General features: G+C 61.9%; 12 protein-coding genes. 5 read left to right on the top strand and 7 right to left on the bottom strand.

The features are described from left to right. Window positions 1-284 (top strand): hypothetical protein (locus LG30_RS22670; protein ID WP_238566385.1); only part of this gene is annotated, 284 nt, incomplete at its 5' end. 61 nt (window positions 285-345) lie between these two features. Then, window positions 346-1542, top strand: a complete 1197-nt coding sequence (locus LG30_RS0105895) for an NnrS family protein (RefSeq protein WP_033129787.1) — start codon at window positions 346-348, stop codon at window positions 1540-1542. On the opposite strand, the gene LG30_RS0105890 is transcribed toward LG30_RS0105895, so the two are convergent. Beyond that, window positions 1543-2115, bottom strand: a complete 573-nt coding sequence (locus tag LG30_RS0105890) for a helix-turn-helix domain-containing protein (protein ID WP_033129786.1) — start codon at window positions 2113-2115, stop codon at window positions 1543-1545. It abuts the gene before it with no gap. A 115-nt stretch (window positions 2116-2230) separates the two neighbouring features. On the opposite strand from LG30_RS0105890, the gene LG30_RS0105885 reads away from it, so the two are divergent. Together LG30_RS0105885 and LG30_RS0105880 are read left to right on the top strand one after the other, a co-directional pair. After that, entirely contained in the window at window positions 2231-3382 is a 1152-nt protein-coding gene (locus tag LG30_RS0105885; RefSeq protein ID WP_033129785.1) for a benzoate/H(+) symporter BenE family transporter, read from the top strand. A 146-nt stretch (window positions 3383-3528) separates the two neighbouring features. Continuing rightward, a complete protein-coding gene (locus tag LG30_RS0105880; protein WP_033129784.1) occupies window positions 3529-4590 on the top strand; it encodes a DUF3103 family protein in 1062 nt (353 codons plus the stop codon). Between the two features lie 68 nt (window positions 4591-4658). On the opposite strand, the gene metF is transcribed toward LG30_RS0105880, so the two are convergent. Continuing rightward, entirely contained in the window at window positions 4659-5555 is an 897-nt protein-coding gene (gene metF, locus LG30_RS0105875) for a methylenetetrahydrofolate reductase (RefSeq protein ID WP_033129783.1), read from the bottom strand. A gap of 328 nt (window positions 5556-5883) precedes the next feature. Here metF and LG30_RS0105870 point away from each other — a divergent pair, with 328 nt between their 5' ends. Further along, window positions 5884-6678 carry a GNAT family N-acetyltransferase gene (locus LG30_RS0105870; RefSeq protein WP_033129782.1) on the top strand — a complete coding sequence of 265 codons (795 nt, stop codon included), beginning with the start codon at window positions 5884-5886 and terminating at the stop codon, window positions 6676-6678. Window positions 6679-6732: 54 nt separating this feature from the next. Here the strand turns inward: LG30_RS0105870 and LG30_RS0105865 are convergent, their stop codons facing one another. From LG30_RS0105865 to uvrA, 5 genes are all read right to left on the bottom strand, one after another. Continuing rightward, window positions 6733-8205, bottom strand: a complete 1473-nt coding sequence (locus tag LG30_RS0105865; protein WP_033129781.1) for an ABC transporter substrate-binding protein — start codon at window positions 8203-8205, stop codon at window positions 6733-6735. Window positions 8206-8213: 8 nt separating this feature from the next. Next, window positions 8214-10193 carry a methyl-accepting chemotaxis protein gene (locus LG30_RS0105860; RefSeq protein WP_033129780.1) on the bottom strand — a complete coding sequence of 660 codons (1980 nt, stop codon included), beginning with the start codon at window positions 10191-10193 and terminating at the stop codon, window positions 8214-8216. 203 nt (window positions 10194-10396) lie between these two features. Continuing rightward, a complete protein-coding gene (locus LG30_RS0105855; RefSeq protein ID WP_033129779.1) occupies window positions 10397-11008 on the bottom strand; it encodes an OmpW family outer membrane protein in 612 nt (203 codons plus the stop codon). Between the two features lie 315 nt (window positions 11009-11323). Then, a complete protein-coding gene (locus LG30_RS22880; RefSeq protein WP_274518494.1) occupies window positions 11324-11455 on the bottom strand; it encodes a hypothetical protein in 132 nt (43 codons plus the stop codon). A gap of 186 nt (window positions 11456-11641) precedes the next feature. Beyond that, the gene (uvrA, locus tag LG30_RS0105850) at window positions 11642-14470 is read right to left on the bottom strand and encodes an excinuclease ABC subunit UvrA (protein ID WP_033129778.1); all 2829 of its coding nucleotides are present in this window, start codon (window positions 14468-14470) and stop codon (window positions 11642-11644) included. Window positions 14471-14481: the final 11 nt, after the last annotated feature.

Raw genomic sequence — 14481 nt, 5'->3', positions numbered from 1 at the left:
TCAAATTGTTAAAGAGCGTCACGCTTATCGCGTTGAGGAGGCGCATATTACGCTCCTCACTTCGAAAGTCAAGCGGTTGTTTTCGCTTTTCTTTCGGCGCCCACTTCACGAGGAAGCTGGCTCATCAGTCCGGCGTGTTGTGCCGTGCTGGTAGGGGCGATTATAGGGAGCCAGAGCGCGATGACAAGGGCTTTTTTGTCATTGTTGTTCGTTCGCTCAGTTCTACAGCAAACCGGTCTTTTTTCGCCCATAACCGTATCGATTTCGGTATTCCCTGGATTTAAATTGAACATTTGAAAAGCCACTTTATAATTGGCATATCAGATGTCACATTAAGGTTGCACCATGCACCAGATCCTCGATAGCCATAAAGAAGAGCGGATACTCCCCCTGTTTCGTTTAGGGTTCAGGCCCTTCTTCCTGCTCGGCGCGCTCTTTTCCTGTCTGGCCATGCTTGGCTGGCTCGGGCAGCTCAACGGCTGGCTCCAGTTGCCCGGGCTCTCCAACCCCGTCTGGTGGCATGCCCATGAGATGTTGTTCGGCTTCGGTGCATCCATAGTCGCGGGCTTCCTGTTGACCGCCGTCCAGAACTGGACCGCTCACCCCGGCGTTCGTGGCTGGCCCTTGGCGCTGGTCGTGGGACTATGGGCGCTGCCACGATGCATGCTGCCCTGGGTGGGAGAGGATAGTGTCGTCCTGATGGCTGCAGATCTGGCCTGGCTACCGCTCTGTGCCTGGTTCCTCGCCAAGCCCATCATCATCACCCGCCAGTGGCGCAACCTCTTCTTCGTGCCACTGCTCCTGATATTGACCCTGCTCAACGGCGCCAGCTGGCTGTGGCGGGATGACTGGCTCACCATGGAGCATTTGCTGATCACGACGGTGCTGCTGTTCACCACCCTGATCGCCGTGATGGGGGGGCGAGTCATTCCCTTCTTTACCGCCAGGGGAACGGGTCAGGAAAAAGCCGTCCCCCTGCACTGGTTGGAGCGCGGCTCCCTCGCCTCCCTGTGGCTGATCATGCTGCTCTGGTTGCTGCTGCCCACCCCATGGACCACCAGCCTTTATATGGTGCCTCTATATATAGTGGCGGCAGGCCTGCATCTGTGGCGACAACTGCGCTGGCAGCCCAAGTCAACGCTCTCCCATCCCCTGCTGTGGTCACTGCATCTGGCTTATCTCTTCATCCCTCTTGGTCTGCTCGCCCTCTCGGCTCAGGCCGCAGGCTTGCCCATCACGCTCTCGGTCGCCAGCCACCTGTTCAGCGCCGGCTGCATAGGAACCATGATCCTGGGGATGATTGCCCGGGTGTCCCTCGGCCACAGCGGCAGGGCGCTGCGGGTGGGGCGCAGGATCACGGCGGCATTTGGCCTCGTCATACTGTCCGCCCTGCTCCGGGTATTGATCCCGCAACTCTGGCCCGCCTTTACCCTGGTCGGCTGGAACCTGAGTGGCTGGAGCTGGATCGCGGCCTATGGCCTGTTTGTCTGGGTCTATGCCCCCATCTTGAGCCAGCCCAGGGCCGATGGACGCCCAGGTTAATCAGCGGGAACTCGTGGCGGGGTAATGGATCAGGTTATGGAAGACGGCGGGGGCTCTCCCCAGATTACGGTAGCCATGGGGGCGGTCGGCGGCGAAGCGCACCGCCTCCCCCTGCGCGAGTGAACGCCACTCCCCTTCGATCAAGACCTCCATAGCGCCGCTGATGACGATGACGTGCTCGGTGACCCCAGGCTCGTGGGGCTCTGATTCCCGCTGATAGCCGGGCAACAGGGTGAGCTCGAACAGCTCGAAACCAAAGCGGCCTTCATAGGGGAATAGCGGCGCCACCTGCATGCCCTCTCCCGCCGGTTGCTGGCGGATCGCATCGGCAACCCGATAGAGGGTCTTCTCACTCTCAGTCGGGGCCGGCTCGATGAAGCTGGAGAAGGAGACCCGAAAGCCGGTGGCGATCTTCCACAGGGTCGCCACCGTCGGGCTGGATTCTCCCCGCTCTATCTGCCCCAGCATGGCCTTGCTCACCCCGGTCTCACGGGCGGCCACATCCAGGCTCCAGCCCATCTCACCGCGCAACCCCTTCAGCCGCTGGGCCAGATGTTGATTCATCTCCTGCATGTTTTCCCCTTGAATGTTGTTTGACCACCTTGTGCGCTATAGCGCACATCGCTATAGTCAAAGCCGTATTGTACGTAATAACGCACAAGCTATCAGCATCCAACAAGGAAGTGTCATGCCCTTTACCCTACCCCATCTGGCCGCAGGCCTGATCGCCGTGCTGGTTGGCTACACCAGCTCGGTCGTACTGATCATCCAGGCAGCCACCGCCGCCGGGGCCGATGCCGCCCAGGTCTCCTCCTGGCTATGGACGCTGGGGATCGGCATGGGGGTGAGCTGCATCGGGCTCTCCCTCTATTACCGCGTCCCGGTATTGACCGCCTGGTCCACCCCGGGAGCCGCCCTGCTCATCACCAGCCTGGGCAACTTCAGCCTGGGGGAGGCCATAGGTGCCTTCGTGATCTCTTCCCTGCTGATCACCCTGTGCGGGATCAGCGGCTGGTTCGATCGCCTGATGCGCCATATCCCGGCTCCCCTGGCCGCGGCCATGCTGGCCGGGGTCCTGCTCCGCTTCGGGCTGGATCTGTTCAGGGTGGCACCGCAGGATCCCCTGCTGCTGGGGGCACTGTTATTGGCATTTCTGATCGGTCGTCACCTGTGGCCACGCTATACCATGGTGCTGGTGCTGGCGACCGGCATGCTGCTCTGTACCCTGAGGGATGAGCTGCAGCTGAGCACAGTCCACTGGCAACTCTCCAGCCCGGTCTGGATCACACCGACATTCTCCCTGGACGCCTTGCTGGGCATAGCCCTGCCGCTGTTCATCGTCACCATGACGTCGCAGAACATGCCCGGCATCACCATACTGCGAGCCCACGGCTATCAACCTGCCACCTCCTCCCTCATCACCTGGACCGGCCTGACCGGTCTGCTGCTGGCCCCCTTCGGCGGCTACGCCTTCAACCTCGCGGCCATCACGGCCGCCATCTGCATGGGCAAGGAGGTGGATCCCGATGCCAACCGCCGCTGGCCCGCCGCGGTCTGGGCCGGTTGCTTCTACCTGCTCACCGGTTGCTTCGGCGCCACAGTGGTGGCCCTGTTCAGCGCCTTCCCCACCGCCCTGGTCACCTGCGTGGCCGGTCTGGCCCTGCTCGGCACCATAGGCAGCAGCCTGCACAGTGCCTTGCAACAGGATGAGGAGCGGGAGGCGACACTGCTGACCTTCATCATCACGGCGTCCGGGATCAGCCTGCTCGGCGTCGGCTCCGCCTGTTGGGGATTGCTGGTCGGCATAGGGCTATATAGCGTCAACCGGCTGCGCGCCTGACCTGACCATTTGGGGAGACTCCAGTGAGACGCTGCACATAATTCGGCAAACATGGTTCACAGTTGAAACCAATTGCCGTCTAGTGAGGCCGGGGTGCATATCCTTCCCAGGATGCGCCCCCTCAGACTCACCACTGGAGAACAAGAATGAGGAATCAGGCTGTCATTGTATTACTGGCCCTGCTGGGCGCCAGCGCCCAGGCCGCCGACGCTGATCGGGAGCTGGCGCGCGAGCTCGCGCTGCAACAGCAGAACCTGCTGCCCCTGCTCGGCAATCAGCAGTACCAGGCCCCGCTGCCCAACCTGCTGCAGAAGGCCAGCCCCAGGTTGAAGCGCCAAGCCACCGACGCCAACCTGGCCGCCATCGATCGGCAGGGGCTGACGGGGGAGGTCAAGCAGCTGATGCAGTTGCGGCTGGCCAACCCGGAGCAGGCCGATGCGCTGAAGCAGGGTGTCGAGCCGCTGATCGCCTATGTGCCGAGTGGCGATGAGCAGAGCTGGAGCGCCATCGAGGCCTTCGACGGCGCCGGCAACCCCGTCTACCTCGACGTGAACCAGGCCCCGGCACGACCGGTTCTGGTGGTGGAGGCCGATCCCGTCAAGGCCAAGAATGCCGGTCTGAAGGTGATGCGCAGGGCATTGGCCGAGGCGGACTTGCAGTCTGCTCCCCGTGCCGCCAACAGCACGGCGCCACTCAAGACCAGCATCTTGAAGAAGATCCGGCTGAGCGATGATCAGGAGCCCTGGCTGCTCGGTGCCGCCGAGGTCTATGCCGTGGTGGCCGGGGTCAATCCCAGCCGGGATGAGCCGGTGGTGGACATAGTCGACATGCCCTACCTCGATTATGACAACACCGACTACAGCCCGAACCAGATACTGGTGTACTGGGATCGCTATCGCTGGGGCGCCGTCGATGTGGTCATGATGGAGCAGGATGACAACGTCAACTACAAGGAGCTCAGCGCCCTGCTGATCGAGGCGCTCAAACTCGGCTTCACCGCCGGTGGCGTGCCGGAAGCCCTGCCCTTCCTCGACCTCGGCGGTCGCATCGTCAAGGCATTGCCCGACTCCTGGATGACCAACAACGACGACTACCTGGATACCTTCTACACCCTGGAGCAGGACCAGAGCTATCAACAATATCCCGGCGCCGCCGGCAATGCCGTCATCACACTGGAGCCCAAAGAGATCCAGCCGACCCGGCCCTGACGCACGGCCATAGCAAAAAAGCCAATGAGGTGACTCATTGGCTTTTTTTGTCTCGACTGCGAGCAGGATCAGGCCTGGCCTTTGGGCCTCACACCCAGGGTATGGCAGATGGCGTAGGTCAGCTCGGAGCGGTTCAGGGTATAGAAGTGGAAATCCTTCACCCCTTCCTGACTCAGCACCCGCACCTGATCGATGGCGATGCTGGCCCCCACCATGTTGCGAGTAGTCTGATCGTTGTCCAGCCCCTCGAAGCGCTGATGCATCCAGCGCGGGATCTTCACGTTGGTGAAGCCGGCGAACTTGGCCAGGGTCTGGTAGTTGGAGACCGGCAGTATCCCCGGCACGATTTCGGCATCGATGCCGATGGCTGCGCAGCGATCCCGAAAGCGCAGATAGGTCTCAACGTCGAAGAAGAACTGGGTGATGGCGCGGTTCGCACCGGCATCTATCTTGCGCTTGAGGCTCAGCAGATCGGACTGCGCGCTGCGCGCCTCGGGGTGACCTTCCGGGTAGGCGGCGACTGAGATGTCGAAGTCTGCCTCGGACTTGAGCAGGGCGACCAGGTCGGTGGCATACATGTCGGGCTTGTCGACACCGGGAGGCAGATCACCACGCAGGGCGACGATGTGGCGGATGCCGCTGTTCCAGTAGTCGCGGGCTATGGTGCGCAGCTCGTCACGGCCGGCATCGATACAGGTCAGGTGCGGGGCTGCGATGAGGCCGGTGCGCTCCTTGATGTCCTTGATCACCTTGTGGGTGCGATCCCGGGTGCCGGAGTTGGCGCCATAGGTCACGGAGACGAACTTGGGTTCCAGCACCTGGAGCCGCTCGATGGATTGCCACAGGGTGTTTTCCATCCCTTCGCTGTTGGGCGGGAAAAACTCGAAGCTGACCGAAATGTTGTTACCCAAATCCGCCAGACTCTGGTTGAGTGCCTCAACCTGACGCGCGCTGTGAAATCCCATCTGTTCTCTCCCTGTCCTGCCACCGGTTCCTCTACGCCAAAACGGATGTTTGGACGTCTAAACGTCTTGCTATCTTTATGACAAAACCGATCAAAGTCAACACCGATTTGCGGCCAGATCCTGTCTCGCCAGTTTTTTTATTTGGCAATTCGGCATAAGTAACGATTGGCCCCCATCCCAAAATGGGCCTAGGCAGGCTATGATGCGGGCGGATCGTCCTGGACGTTCTGAATCTGCGTGTGATTGTTTGGCCGGGTCTTCCCCGGCCTTTTTTTAACTTTTTCTCCCGCCTGCCGATAATCGATTGAGTCATCAGCAGGAGTCCATCATGGAAGATCACCCCGGCTTTGCCACCGATTTACTGTTCGATCGCTATCAGGGCGAGGTGACGGATCATGCAGGGTTCTGGGCCGTCAAAACCCCGACCGCCCCGGATTACTACTTCGGCAACTATCTGCTGCTGCCGACCCCGCCCAGTGACCGCGACAAGGGCTGGCTCGAGGCCAGCTTCGACCAGCTGATAGGTCAGGATCCCGGGATCCGGCACCGCACCTTCCAGTGGCCGCTGGCCGAGGGACAAAACAGCCGGGTCGCCGGCTTCGTGGCGGCGGGTTACCAATACATGGAGTGCGTGGTGCTGGCGCTGGACGAGTGCAGCTGGCAAGCACCGGCCGGGCCGACTGTCGGCCCTGCCCGGGCCTTCGATGCCGCCGACTGGGATGACTGGCTGGCGTTGGAGCTGGATGAGCGCGACCCCGGCCATTCGGAAGCAAACTATCTGCCTTATCTGCAGTCACGGCGCCGTCTGTATCAGGCCATGATCGCCGATGGGCTGGGGCAATGGTGGGGGATCTGGCAGCAAGGCAGGCTGGTCGCCAGCTGCGGGCTGTTCTTCACCGGCAATATGGGACGTTTTCAGCTGGTGCGCACCCGGCAGGATTGGCGCAATCGCGGGCTCTGCCGCCAGTTGCTGAGCCAGGTTGCGCGCCTGGGGCTGGCGCAGGCCGAGCGCCTCATCATAGTGGCCGACGAGCATTACCATGCCCAGCGTGTCTACCGCTCGCTGGGCTTCTCACCGGTGGCCCGCATCGGCAGCCTGTGCCGCTGGCACTTGCCTCAATAACAGATAGAAATGAAAACGGGAGGCTATGCCTCCCGTTGTTTATGCTACTTCAAGTCACTGCTGCGGTGTTTCCAACTCGTTGGACAAGGCTTGCTCGACCTCGGCCGAGGGGGTCGGCACTGGTGCCACCGCCGCCGAGGCGATCGGGGTCATGGCCGGCGCCGCCTCGGTGGAGGCGGGCAGCGTCGCACCGGCCGCCGACGGGACAACAACTGCGCCATCCCCCAGGGCAGCGGGAGCGGCGACAGGAGTGGCCGGGGCCGCACACTGACACTCCTCTCCCCTGGCTTGCTCCGTCTGATGAGGGGGATACCAGCCCTTCAGCCCTTGCTCCAGTTGCTGCGCCGCCGCCAGGGGGGCCAGCTTGCCAAGCAATACCCCCTGACTCACCTCAGCCAGCTCATCCCCTAGCTTGGGCGTGCCGCGAGAGAGGATCTGGGTGGCAACCCGGATGGTGGAGTCACACTGATCCCGCCACTCCATCATCTCCTTCGCCGCCGGGTTGGTGACCTCGAAGAAGTGGTTGGAGAGGGAGAAGAACCCGGGCAACGAGTTGGTATAGAGCTCGGCAAACTGGGAGGTGGTCAGCCACTGCAGGAAGGCCATGGCCGCCTCCTTGTTCTTGCTGGCCGGGTTCATCCCCATGCCGATGTCGGTGTGATCCGTGAAGAAGCAGCCGTCCCCCTGTTTCGCCACCGGCGGGCGCATGACCCCGAACTCGACCTTGCCGGTGAAGGGGGCTATCTCCCAGGAACCGGCCGCATAGAAGGCGGCCTTGCCGGCGGTGAACAAGGCGTTGGTGGTGGCGTAGTCACGGCTCTCACCGCCCTCCCCCAGGTAGGAGCGCCAGCGGGCCAGCTCCTCGAACACCTTGACGTATTGCGGGTTGTCGAGCCGCTCCTGGCCACCCAGCAGCGCCAGCCGGCCATCTTCCCCCTTCCAGTAGTTCGGGCCTATGTTCTGGAAGCCAAGCTCGGACGCCACCCAGCTCTCGGATCCGCTCATGGCCAGCGGCACATAGCGACCATCCGCCTTCACCTTGTCGAGGGCGGCGAAGAAGTCGTCGCGGGTCTGCGGCACCGAGAGGCCCAGTTCGCTGAAGATCTGCTTGTTATAGAAGAAACCGTGAATGACGGAGGCCATGGGCACGCAAAAGGTCTGGGCCCCGGAATCCGTCTGCCAGGGAGATTGGGCGAAACTCGGGAAGTTCTCCATCCCGGCCATCTCGCTCAGCTCCGCCAGATGACCGGCCTTGAACAGGGCCAGAGAGTCATCGAACGGGCGACAGGTGATGAGATCCCCCGCCTTGCCCTCCTTCAGGCTGGTCCAGAGCGTCGGCATGTAGTCGACGTTCTGCACCCCGTTGAACTTCACTTCTATGCCCGGATGGGCCGCCTCGAAGGCGGGGATGATCTTCTGCTCCCACAGGGTCTTGTCATCGATGCGCCAGCTCTCGATCACCAACTCACTGGCCATCAGCTGGCCACACAACAGGAGACTCAGGGCCCCGATCCACTTGTTAGCCATAAGTCCTCCTACACCTTGAAATGAGCGATCAATTGCTGCTGCTTGGCGACCAGTTCCGCCAGTACTTCACTGCTGCCTGCCGATTCACGGGCCTCCCGTTCGGTCTCGTAGGCCACGTCCGCAATGCCGGCGATATGACGAGCCACCCCCTGGCTGACCGAGATCTGCTCCTGGGCCGCATGGGCCACCTGATCCGCCATCGACTTGATGGCGCTCATCCGCTCGGCGATGGATTGCAGTGCCAGATCCATCTCGCGGGTCTGATCCACGCAGTGGTGGGTCTGCTCCTGGCTGCGGCCCATCACCTCTACCACCTGCCGGCTCGAGTTCTGCAGGTTCTCGATCATGGCCTGGATCTCCTCGGTCGAGGTCTGGGTCCGGTTTGCCAGCGCCCTCACCTCGTCCGCCACCACGGCAAAGCCGCGGCCGGCATCACCGGCCCGTGCCGCTTCGATGGCCGCATTCAGTGCCAGCAGGTTGGTCTGCTCGGCAATGCTGCGGATCACATCCAGAATGCTGCCGATGTTGTTGCTGAATTCCCCCAGCTTGTGGGTGATGCCGACCGCCTCCTCCATGGCGCCTGCCAGCTGTTCGGTGATCTGGCGCGTGGTCGCCACCTGCTTGCGACCGGCGCGAGCCTCCTCGTCGGCCAGATCCACCTCGCGCTTGGTACCGTCGGTGGAGCGGGCCACCTCGGTGGCGCTCACTTCCAGCTCGGTGATGGCGGCGGCGACCTGGTCGGTCTGGCTCTTCTGATCCTGCACCCTGGACATGGCGCGCTCGCTGATCTCGGCGGCGCGGCTCGCCTCCTCCACCAGATGGCGGGAGCCGGCGTTGATCTGGGAGAGCAGCTCCCCCGTCTTGTCCGCCAGGGTGTTGATGGAGCGGGTCAGGCTGCCGAATTCGCAGCGGCTCTGGTAGTCGATGCGCCGGGTCATGTCCCCGGTGGCCATGCGATCCAGTGCCCGATCGATCAGCTGCAACGGGCGCTGTATGCTGCGCGCCGTGGTGTAACCGATGATGAGCGCGGCGGCGGCGGAGATGGCGGAGACGATCAGGATCCAGAAGCTGGCACTGCTGACGGCGTCATCGGCACCGATCCGGCTCTGGCTGGCGATGCTCCCCGCCGACTTGCCCATCTCGTCCAGTAGCGCCAGGCTGTTGACCAGGCTGGTATCGAGCTGCTGATTCAGGCTCTGCAAGGAAGCCGCAAGCTGCTGGGCATGGCGCATGGTGGCCAGCAGCCCCTGCGGGCCGAGCGCCAGCTCCTGCATCCGATCCAGATTGACGATGAAACGCTGCCGCACATCGTCGGGGACCAGCACCCGCTCGAGCCGCTTGCGGGCCATCTCTATGTCCTTGCCCAGCACCCGCTCCAGCTCGTTGAGATCTGTCTTGGCGTCGGCCCGACGGATGTTCTTCAGATCCCGTGCGATCCCGGAGGTGATGAGCTCGGCCTTGTTGCGCATGGATCGCTTGGCGGACGCCTGTTGCAGCAGCAGATCCGCCGCCCACTGGTAGGTGTCCTCCAGCCGGATGAAGGCAAGCTCCAGCTGATGGCGGCGATCCAGGGCCGCGACCCACTGGCCATGCTGGGCCAGCACCTGATCCGCCAGACCGTAGAAGCCCTGAGTGGCGGTATCCACCTGACGGAAGCGCGCGTTGGCCTCCGCCACTTCGGTGAACCTGGCCATCTCCTTGCTCAGTGTGACGAACTGCCCCTGCTGCGCCTTGAACTGGCTGGCCAACTGCGGCAACTGGGCCGCATCTTCACTGGTTCTGTAGGTCAGCACCCAGCGGTTGCTGTCCTGCAGCGCACCCTTGAGCCCGGCGACGGCGATCACCAGAGGGGTGGCGCGATCCGACACCTGGGACAGCCCCTCGTTGATGCCCCGGATCTTCAAGATACTGATGAAGCCAAGCAGGACCAGCAGCAACAGCATCAGCACAAATCCGGCGATGATCCGCTGCACGATAGATAAACCCATAGAGACATCCTCACTCGTTGGGAAATTGACGTGGACGCAGAGACTATCGGCAGGGGGAGGCGATGGGAGAGTAGCAAGTGGGGCTAATAACGGATGAGATCACGAATAATGCCCAGTTTCGGACAGAAAAGGGCCCGAACAGAGCCGGGCCAAAGAGACGTACATGTTGATATCGGCCTTGAGGCGGCCGACCTCTCAACTCATCAGAAGCGGTAGCCGACGCCGACCATGAAGGCGACCGGATCAATGGAGGTATTGATGGTACCCACCGCGGTGTGCACCTCGGTGTCTATGTCCATGATCCAGGCGGAGGCGTTGACGAACCAGCGATCATTGATCGCCATGTCCAGACCCACCTGACCCGCCAGTCCCCAGGAGGAGTCGACATTGACATCCGTCCCTGCCAGCGCACCGCGCCCCTCTTCATCGAAGAACACCGTGTAGTTGATGCCGGCACCGACGTAAGGACGCACCTTGCTGTTGGCATCCCCGAAGTAGTACTGCGCCATCAGGGTCGGTGGCAGGTGTTTGACCTTGGCGACCTCGCCCAGCCCCGGCGTCGATACCGAGTGAGAGAATGGCGTGGCGGCCAGCAGCTCGACCCCCCAGTTGTCGGTGAGCATGTAGGAGAGGGTCAGCCCCAGCTGCATGTTGCTGTCGATATCCAGCTCGCCCGTGCCCAGCACATCGTCACTGCTGGTCTGGGGGGAGACAAATGCCAGGCCACCACGAACCAGAATATCGCCGGCCTGGTGAGCCATGGCGACGGGGGAAGCAACAACGGCTGCGATCAGCAGAGGAAGGATCTTTTTCATCACGTATTTCCTTTTTGTTTTCGTTCTATGTTGTAAGCCCGAAAACTATAAAAGGATGTGAATGAACGGTTATTGATTTAGCTCAATAGTTATCAAGAAATAGATGGATGTACGCAATAGCTTTAATTGATGGCAAAACAATCAACAAATAACAATTTATCCTTATAAAACAATAAAGTAAAAAGCATTGACGTTATATGACCTCCATATAAATACAAACCAAATACACCTTTGAACCCTTAAAAACCCCGTGCAGTAGTTGTTTAACACGCATTATCCGCGTATTTTATTAAAGCAATGTAGCCGAGCTGTAATTTAATCTTTATGAAACCACAAACACGCAGAGACAAAATCATCGGCATCCTGGCCGCCGTCTGGGGCATAGGCTCCTTCCTGTTTATCTTGCTTGGCTTTGTTTTCGCCCTCGCCTTCCTGATGCTGGTCCACTGATCCCTTCTTTTTTCGACCCTGCCGGCACCTCGGCTGCTGGCGGAGATCGGGTGACCCCGTTTTACCCTCGCTCAAAACGCCCTGACTGGCGATCCCCTGATCTGCAATCGCAAGCAGTGGTGGCGAGCGGGCTGCGCGCCCAACAAAAAAGGGGCCTGAGCCCCTTGTCTGTCTGCCGTCTGTTTACTTGCCCAACAGCGGCGCCAGGAAGCGGGCCGTGTGGGACTCTTTGCAGCGGATCATCTCCTCCGGCGTGCCTGTCACCAGGATGCGGCCACCGCCTGCGCCCCCCTCGGGGCCGAGATCGACGATCCAGTCGGCGGTCTTGATGACGTCCAGGTTGTGCTCGATGATGACGATGGTGTTGCCTCTGTCCCGCAGCTGGTGCAGCACCTTGAGCAGTTGCTGGATGTCGTGGAAGTGCAGGCCCGTGGTCGGCTCATCCAGGATGTAGAGGGTCTGACCGGTGTCGCGCTTGGACAGCTCCCGTGCCAGCTTGACTCGCTGCGCCTCGCCGCCGGACAGGGTGGTGGCGGACTGGCCGAGACGGATGTAGGAGAGGCCCACGTCCATCAGGGTTTGCAGCTTGCGCGCCACCGCCGGCACCGGATCGAAGAACTCACGGGCATCCTCCACCGTCATCTCCAGGATCTCGTGGATGTTCTTGCTCTTGTACTTCACCTCCAGGGTCTCGCGGTTGTAGCGCTTGCCCTTGCAGACGTCGCACGGCACGTAGACATCCGGCAGGAAGTGCATCTCCACCTTGATGACGCCGTCCCCTTGACAGGCCTCGCAGCGCCCGCCCTTCACGTTGAAGGAGAAGCGGCCCGGCAGGTAACCGCGGGAGCGCGCCTCCTGGGTGCCTGACAGCAGCTCGCGGATCGGGGTGAACAGGCCGGTGTAAGTCGCCGGGTTGGATCGCGGGGTGCGGCCGATGGGGCTCTGATCGATGTCCACCACCTTGTCCAGATGCTCCAGCCCCTCGACGCCGCGGTAGGGCGCCGGGGTCGACTCGGTCGCCTTGTTCAGCTCCCGGTGAGCGATGCGGAACAGGGTGTCGTTGATCAGGGTCGACTTGCCGGAGCCGGAGACGCCGGTCACGCAGGTCATCACCCCTATGGGCAGATCCAGGTTGACGTTGCGCAGGTTGTTGCCGCTAGCCCCCTTCAATTTCAACCACTTGCCGGTGAGCGGCGTGCGCTCGGCGGGGATGGCGATCTGCTTGCGGCCGGAGAGGTAGTCACCGGTCAGGGAATCCAGGTTCGCGATGATCTCTTCCGGCGTGCCTTGCGCAACGATGGCACCACCGTGCACCCCGGCGCCGGGACCGATGTCGAGCACATGATCGGCGAGACGGATGGCGTCCTCGTCGTGCTCCACCACTATCACGGTGTTGCCGAGGTCGCGCAGGTGGGTAAGGGTCTTGAGCAGCCGCTCGTTGTCGCGCTGATGCAGGCCGATGGAGGGCTCATCCAGCACATACATGACCCCCACCAGGCCGGCACCGATCTGGCTCGCCAGCCGGATACGCTGGGCCTCGCCGCCGGACAGTGTCTCGGCGCTGCGGGACAGGCTCAGGTAGTTGAGGCCGACGTTGACCAGGAAGCCGAGCCGCTCGACGATCTCTTTCAAGATCTTCTCGGCGATCTGGGCGCGCTGGCCGGTCAGCTCGATGCCGGCGAAAAACGCCAGCGCGTCACCGATGGATTGCTCGGCGATGGCGGGCAGGTTGCGGTTGTCCACGAACACGTGGCGTGCCTCCTCCCGCAGCCGGCTGCCACCGCAGCTGGTGCACGACTTGTTGGCGATGTACTTGGATAGCTCTTCGCGCACCGAGTTGGATTCGGTCTCCCGGTAACGGCGCTCCATGTTGTGCAGGATCCCCTCGAACGGGTGCTTGCGCACCACAACATCGCCGCGATCGTTCATGTAGCGGAACTCGATCTCGGTGCGGCCCGAACCACGCAGGATCACCTCCTGGGTCTTGGCCGGCAGATCCTCCCAGGGGCTCTCCAGATCGAACTTGTAGTGCTCAGCAAGAGATTTGAGCATCTGGAAGTAGTAGAAGCTGCGCTTGTCCCAACCGCGGATGGCGCCGCCGGACAGGCTCTGGCTCGGGTCGTGGATCAGCTTGGCGGGATCGAAATATTGCTGCACCCCGAGGCCGTCACAGGTCGGGCAGGCGCCGGCCGGGTTGTTGAAGGAGAAGATCCGCGGTTCCAGCTCCGACATGGAGTAACCGCACTCGGGGCAGGCGAAGTTGGCGGAGAAGATCATGGGTTCGACCCCTTCTTCCCCGTCCATGGGCGCCACCAGTACGATGCCGCCGGAGAGCGTCAGCGCCGTTTCGAAGGATTCGGCGAGGCGCAGCGCCAGATCGGCGCGCACCTTGAAGCGGTCCACCACCACCTCGATGGTGTGCTTCTTGTGCAGCTCGAGCGGGGGGGGATCGGAAAGATCGCACACCTCGCCATCGATACGGGCACGGATATAGCCTTGGGCCGCCAGGTTTTCCAGCAACTTGGTGTGTTCGCCCTTGCGATCGCGCACCACGGGGGCCAGCAGCATCAGCTTGCTGCCCTCGGGCTGGGCCAGCACCAGATCCACCATCTGGCTGATGGTCTGGGCGGCGAGCGGGATGGCATGAGTAGGGCAGCGCGGCTCACCGACCCGCGCAAACAGCAGCCGCAGGTAGTCGTAGATCTCGGTGATGGTCCCCACGGTCGAACGCGGGTTGTGGGAAGTGGATTTCTGCTCGATGGAGATGGCCGGTGACAGCCCCTCGATATGATCCACGTCCGGCTTCTCCATCAGGGAGAGAAACTGGCGGGCATAGGCGGAGAGTGACTCCACGTAGCGGCGCTGTCCCTCGGCATAGAGGGTATCGAACGCCAGCGAGGACTTGCCGGAACCGGACAGACCGGTGACCACGATCAACTTGTCGCGGGGCAGGGTCAGGTTGATGTTCTTGAGATTGTGGGTGCGGGCACCCCGAATCACGATTTTTTCCATCTTCTTGCACG

Origin of the sequence: Aeromonas aquatica (genome assembly GCF_000764655.1) — a bacterium.
In the GTDB taxonomy this organism is placed as follows: domain Bacteria; phylum Pseudomonadota; class Gammaproteobacteria; order Enterobacterales; family Aeromonadaceae; genus Aeromonas; species Aeromonas aquatica.
This window is presented reverse-complemented; position numbering and strand designations above follow the sequence as displayed.

Excerpts from the sequence above, each read along its gene's own strand:
- LG30_RS0105895 (WP_033129787.1), top strand. The coding sequence starts at position 346 with ATGCACCAGATCCTCGATAGCCATAAAGAAGAGCGGATACTCCCCCTG.
- LG30_RS0105890 (WP_033129786.1), bottom strand. The coding sequence starts at position 2,115 with ATGCAGGAGATGAATCAACATCTGGCCCAGCGGCTGAAGGGGTTGCGC.
- LG30_RS0105885 (WP_033129785.1), top strand. The coding sequence starts at position 2,231 with ATGCCCTTTACCCTACCCCATCTGGCCGCAGGCCTGATCGCCGTGCTG.
- LG30_RS0105880 (WP_033129784.1), top strand. The coding sequence starts at position 3,529 with ATGAGGAATCAGGCTGTCATTGTATTACTGGCCCTGCTGGGCGCCAGC.
- metF (WP_033129783.1), bottom strand. The coding sequence starts at position 5,555 with ATGGGATTTCACAGCGCGCGTCAGGTTGAGGCACTCAACCAGAGTCTG.
- LG30_RS0105870 (WP_033129782.1), top strand. The coding sequence starts at position 5,884 with ATGGAAGATCACCCCGGCTTTGCCACCGATTTACTGTTCGATCGCTAT.
- LG30_RS0105865 (WP_033129781.1), bottom strand. The coding sequence starts at position 8,205 with ATGGCTAACAAGTGGATCGGGGCCCTGAGTCTCCTGTTGTGTGGCCAG.
- LG30_RS0105860 (WP_033129780.1), bottom strand. The coding sequence starts at position 10,193 with ATGGGTTTATCTATCGTGCAGCGGATCATCGCCGGATTTGTGCTGATG.
- LG30_RS0105855 (WP_033129779.1), bottom strand. The coding sequence starts at position 11,008 with ATGAAAAAGATCCTTCCTCTGCTGATCGCAGCCGTTGTTGCTTCCCCC.
- uvrA (WP_033129778.1), bottom strand. The coding sequence starts at position 14,470 with ATGGAAAAAATCGTGATTCGGGGTGCCCGCACCCACAATCTCAAGAAC.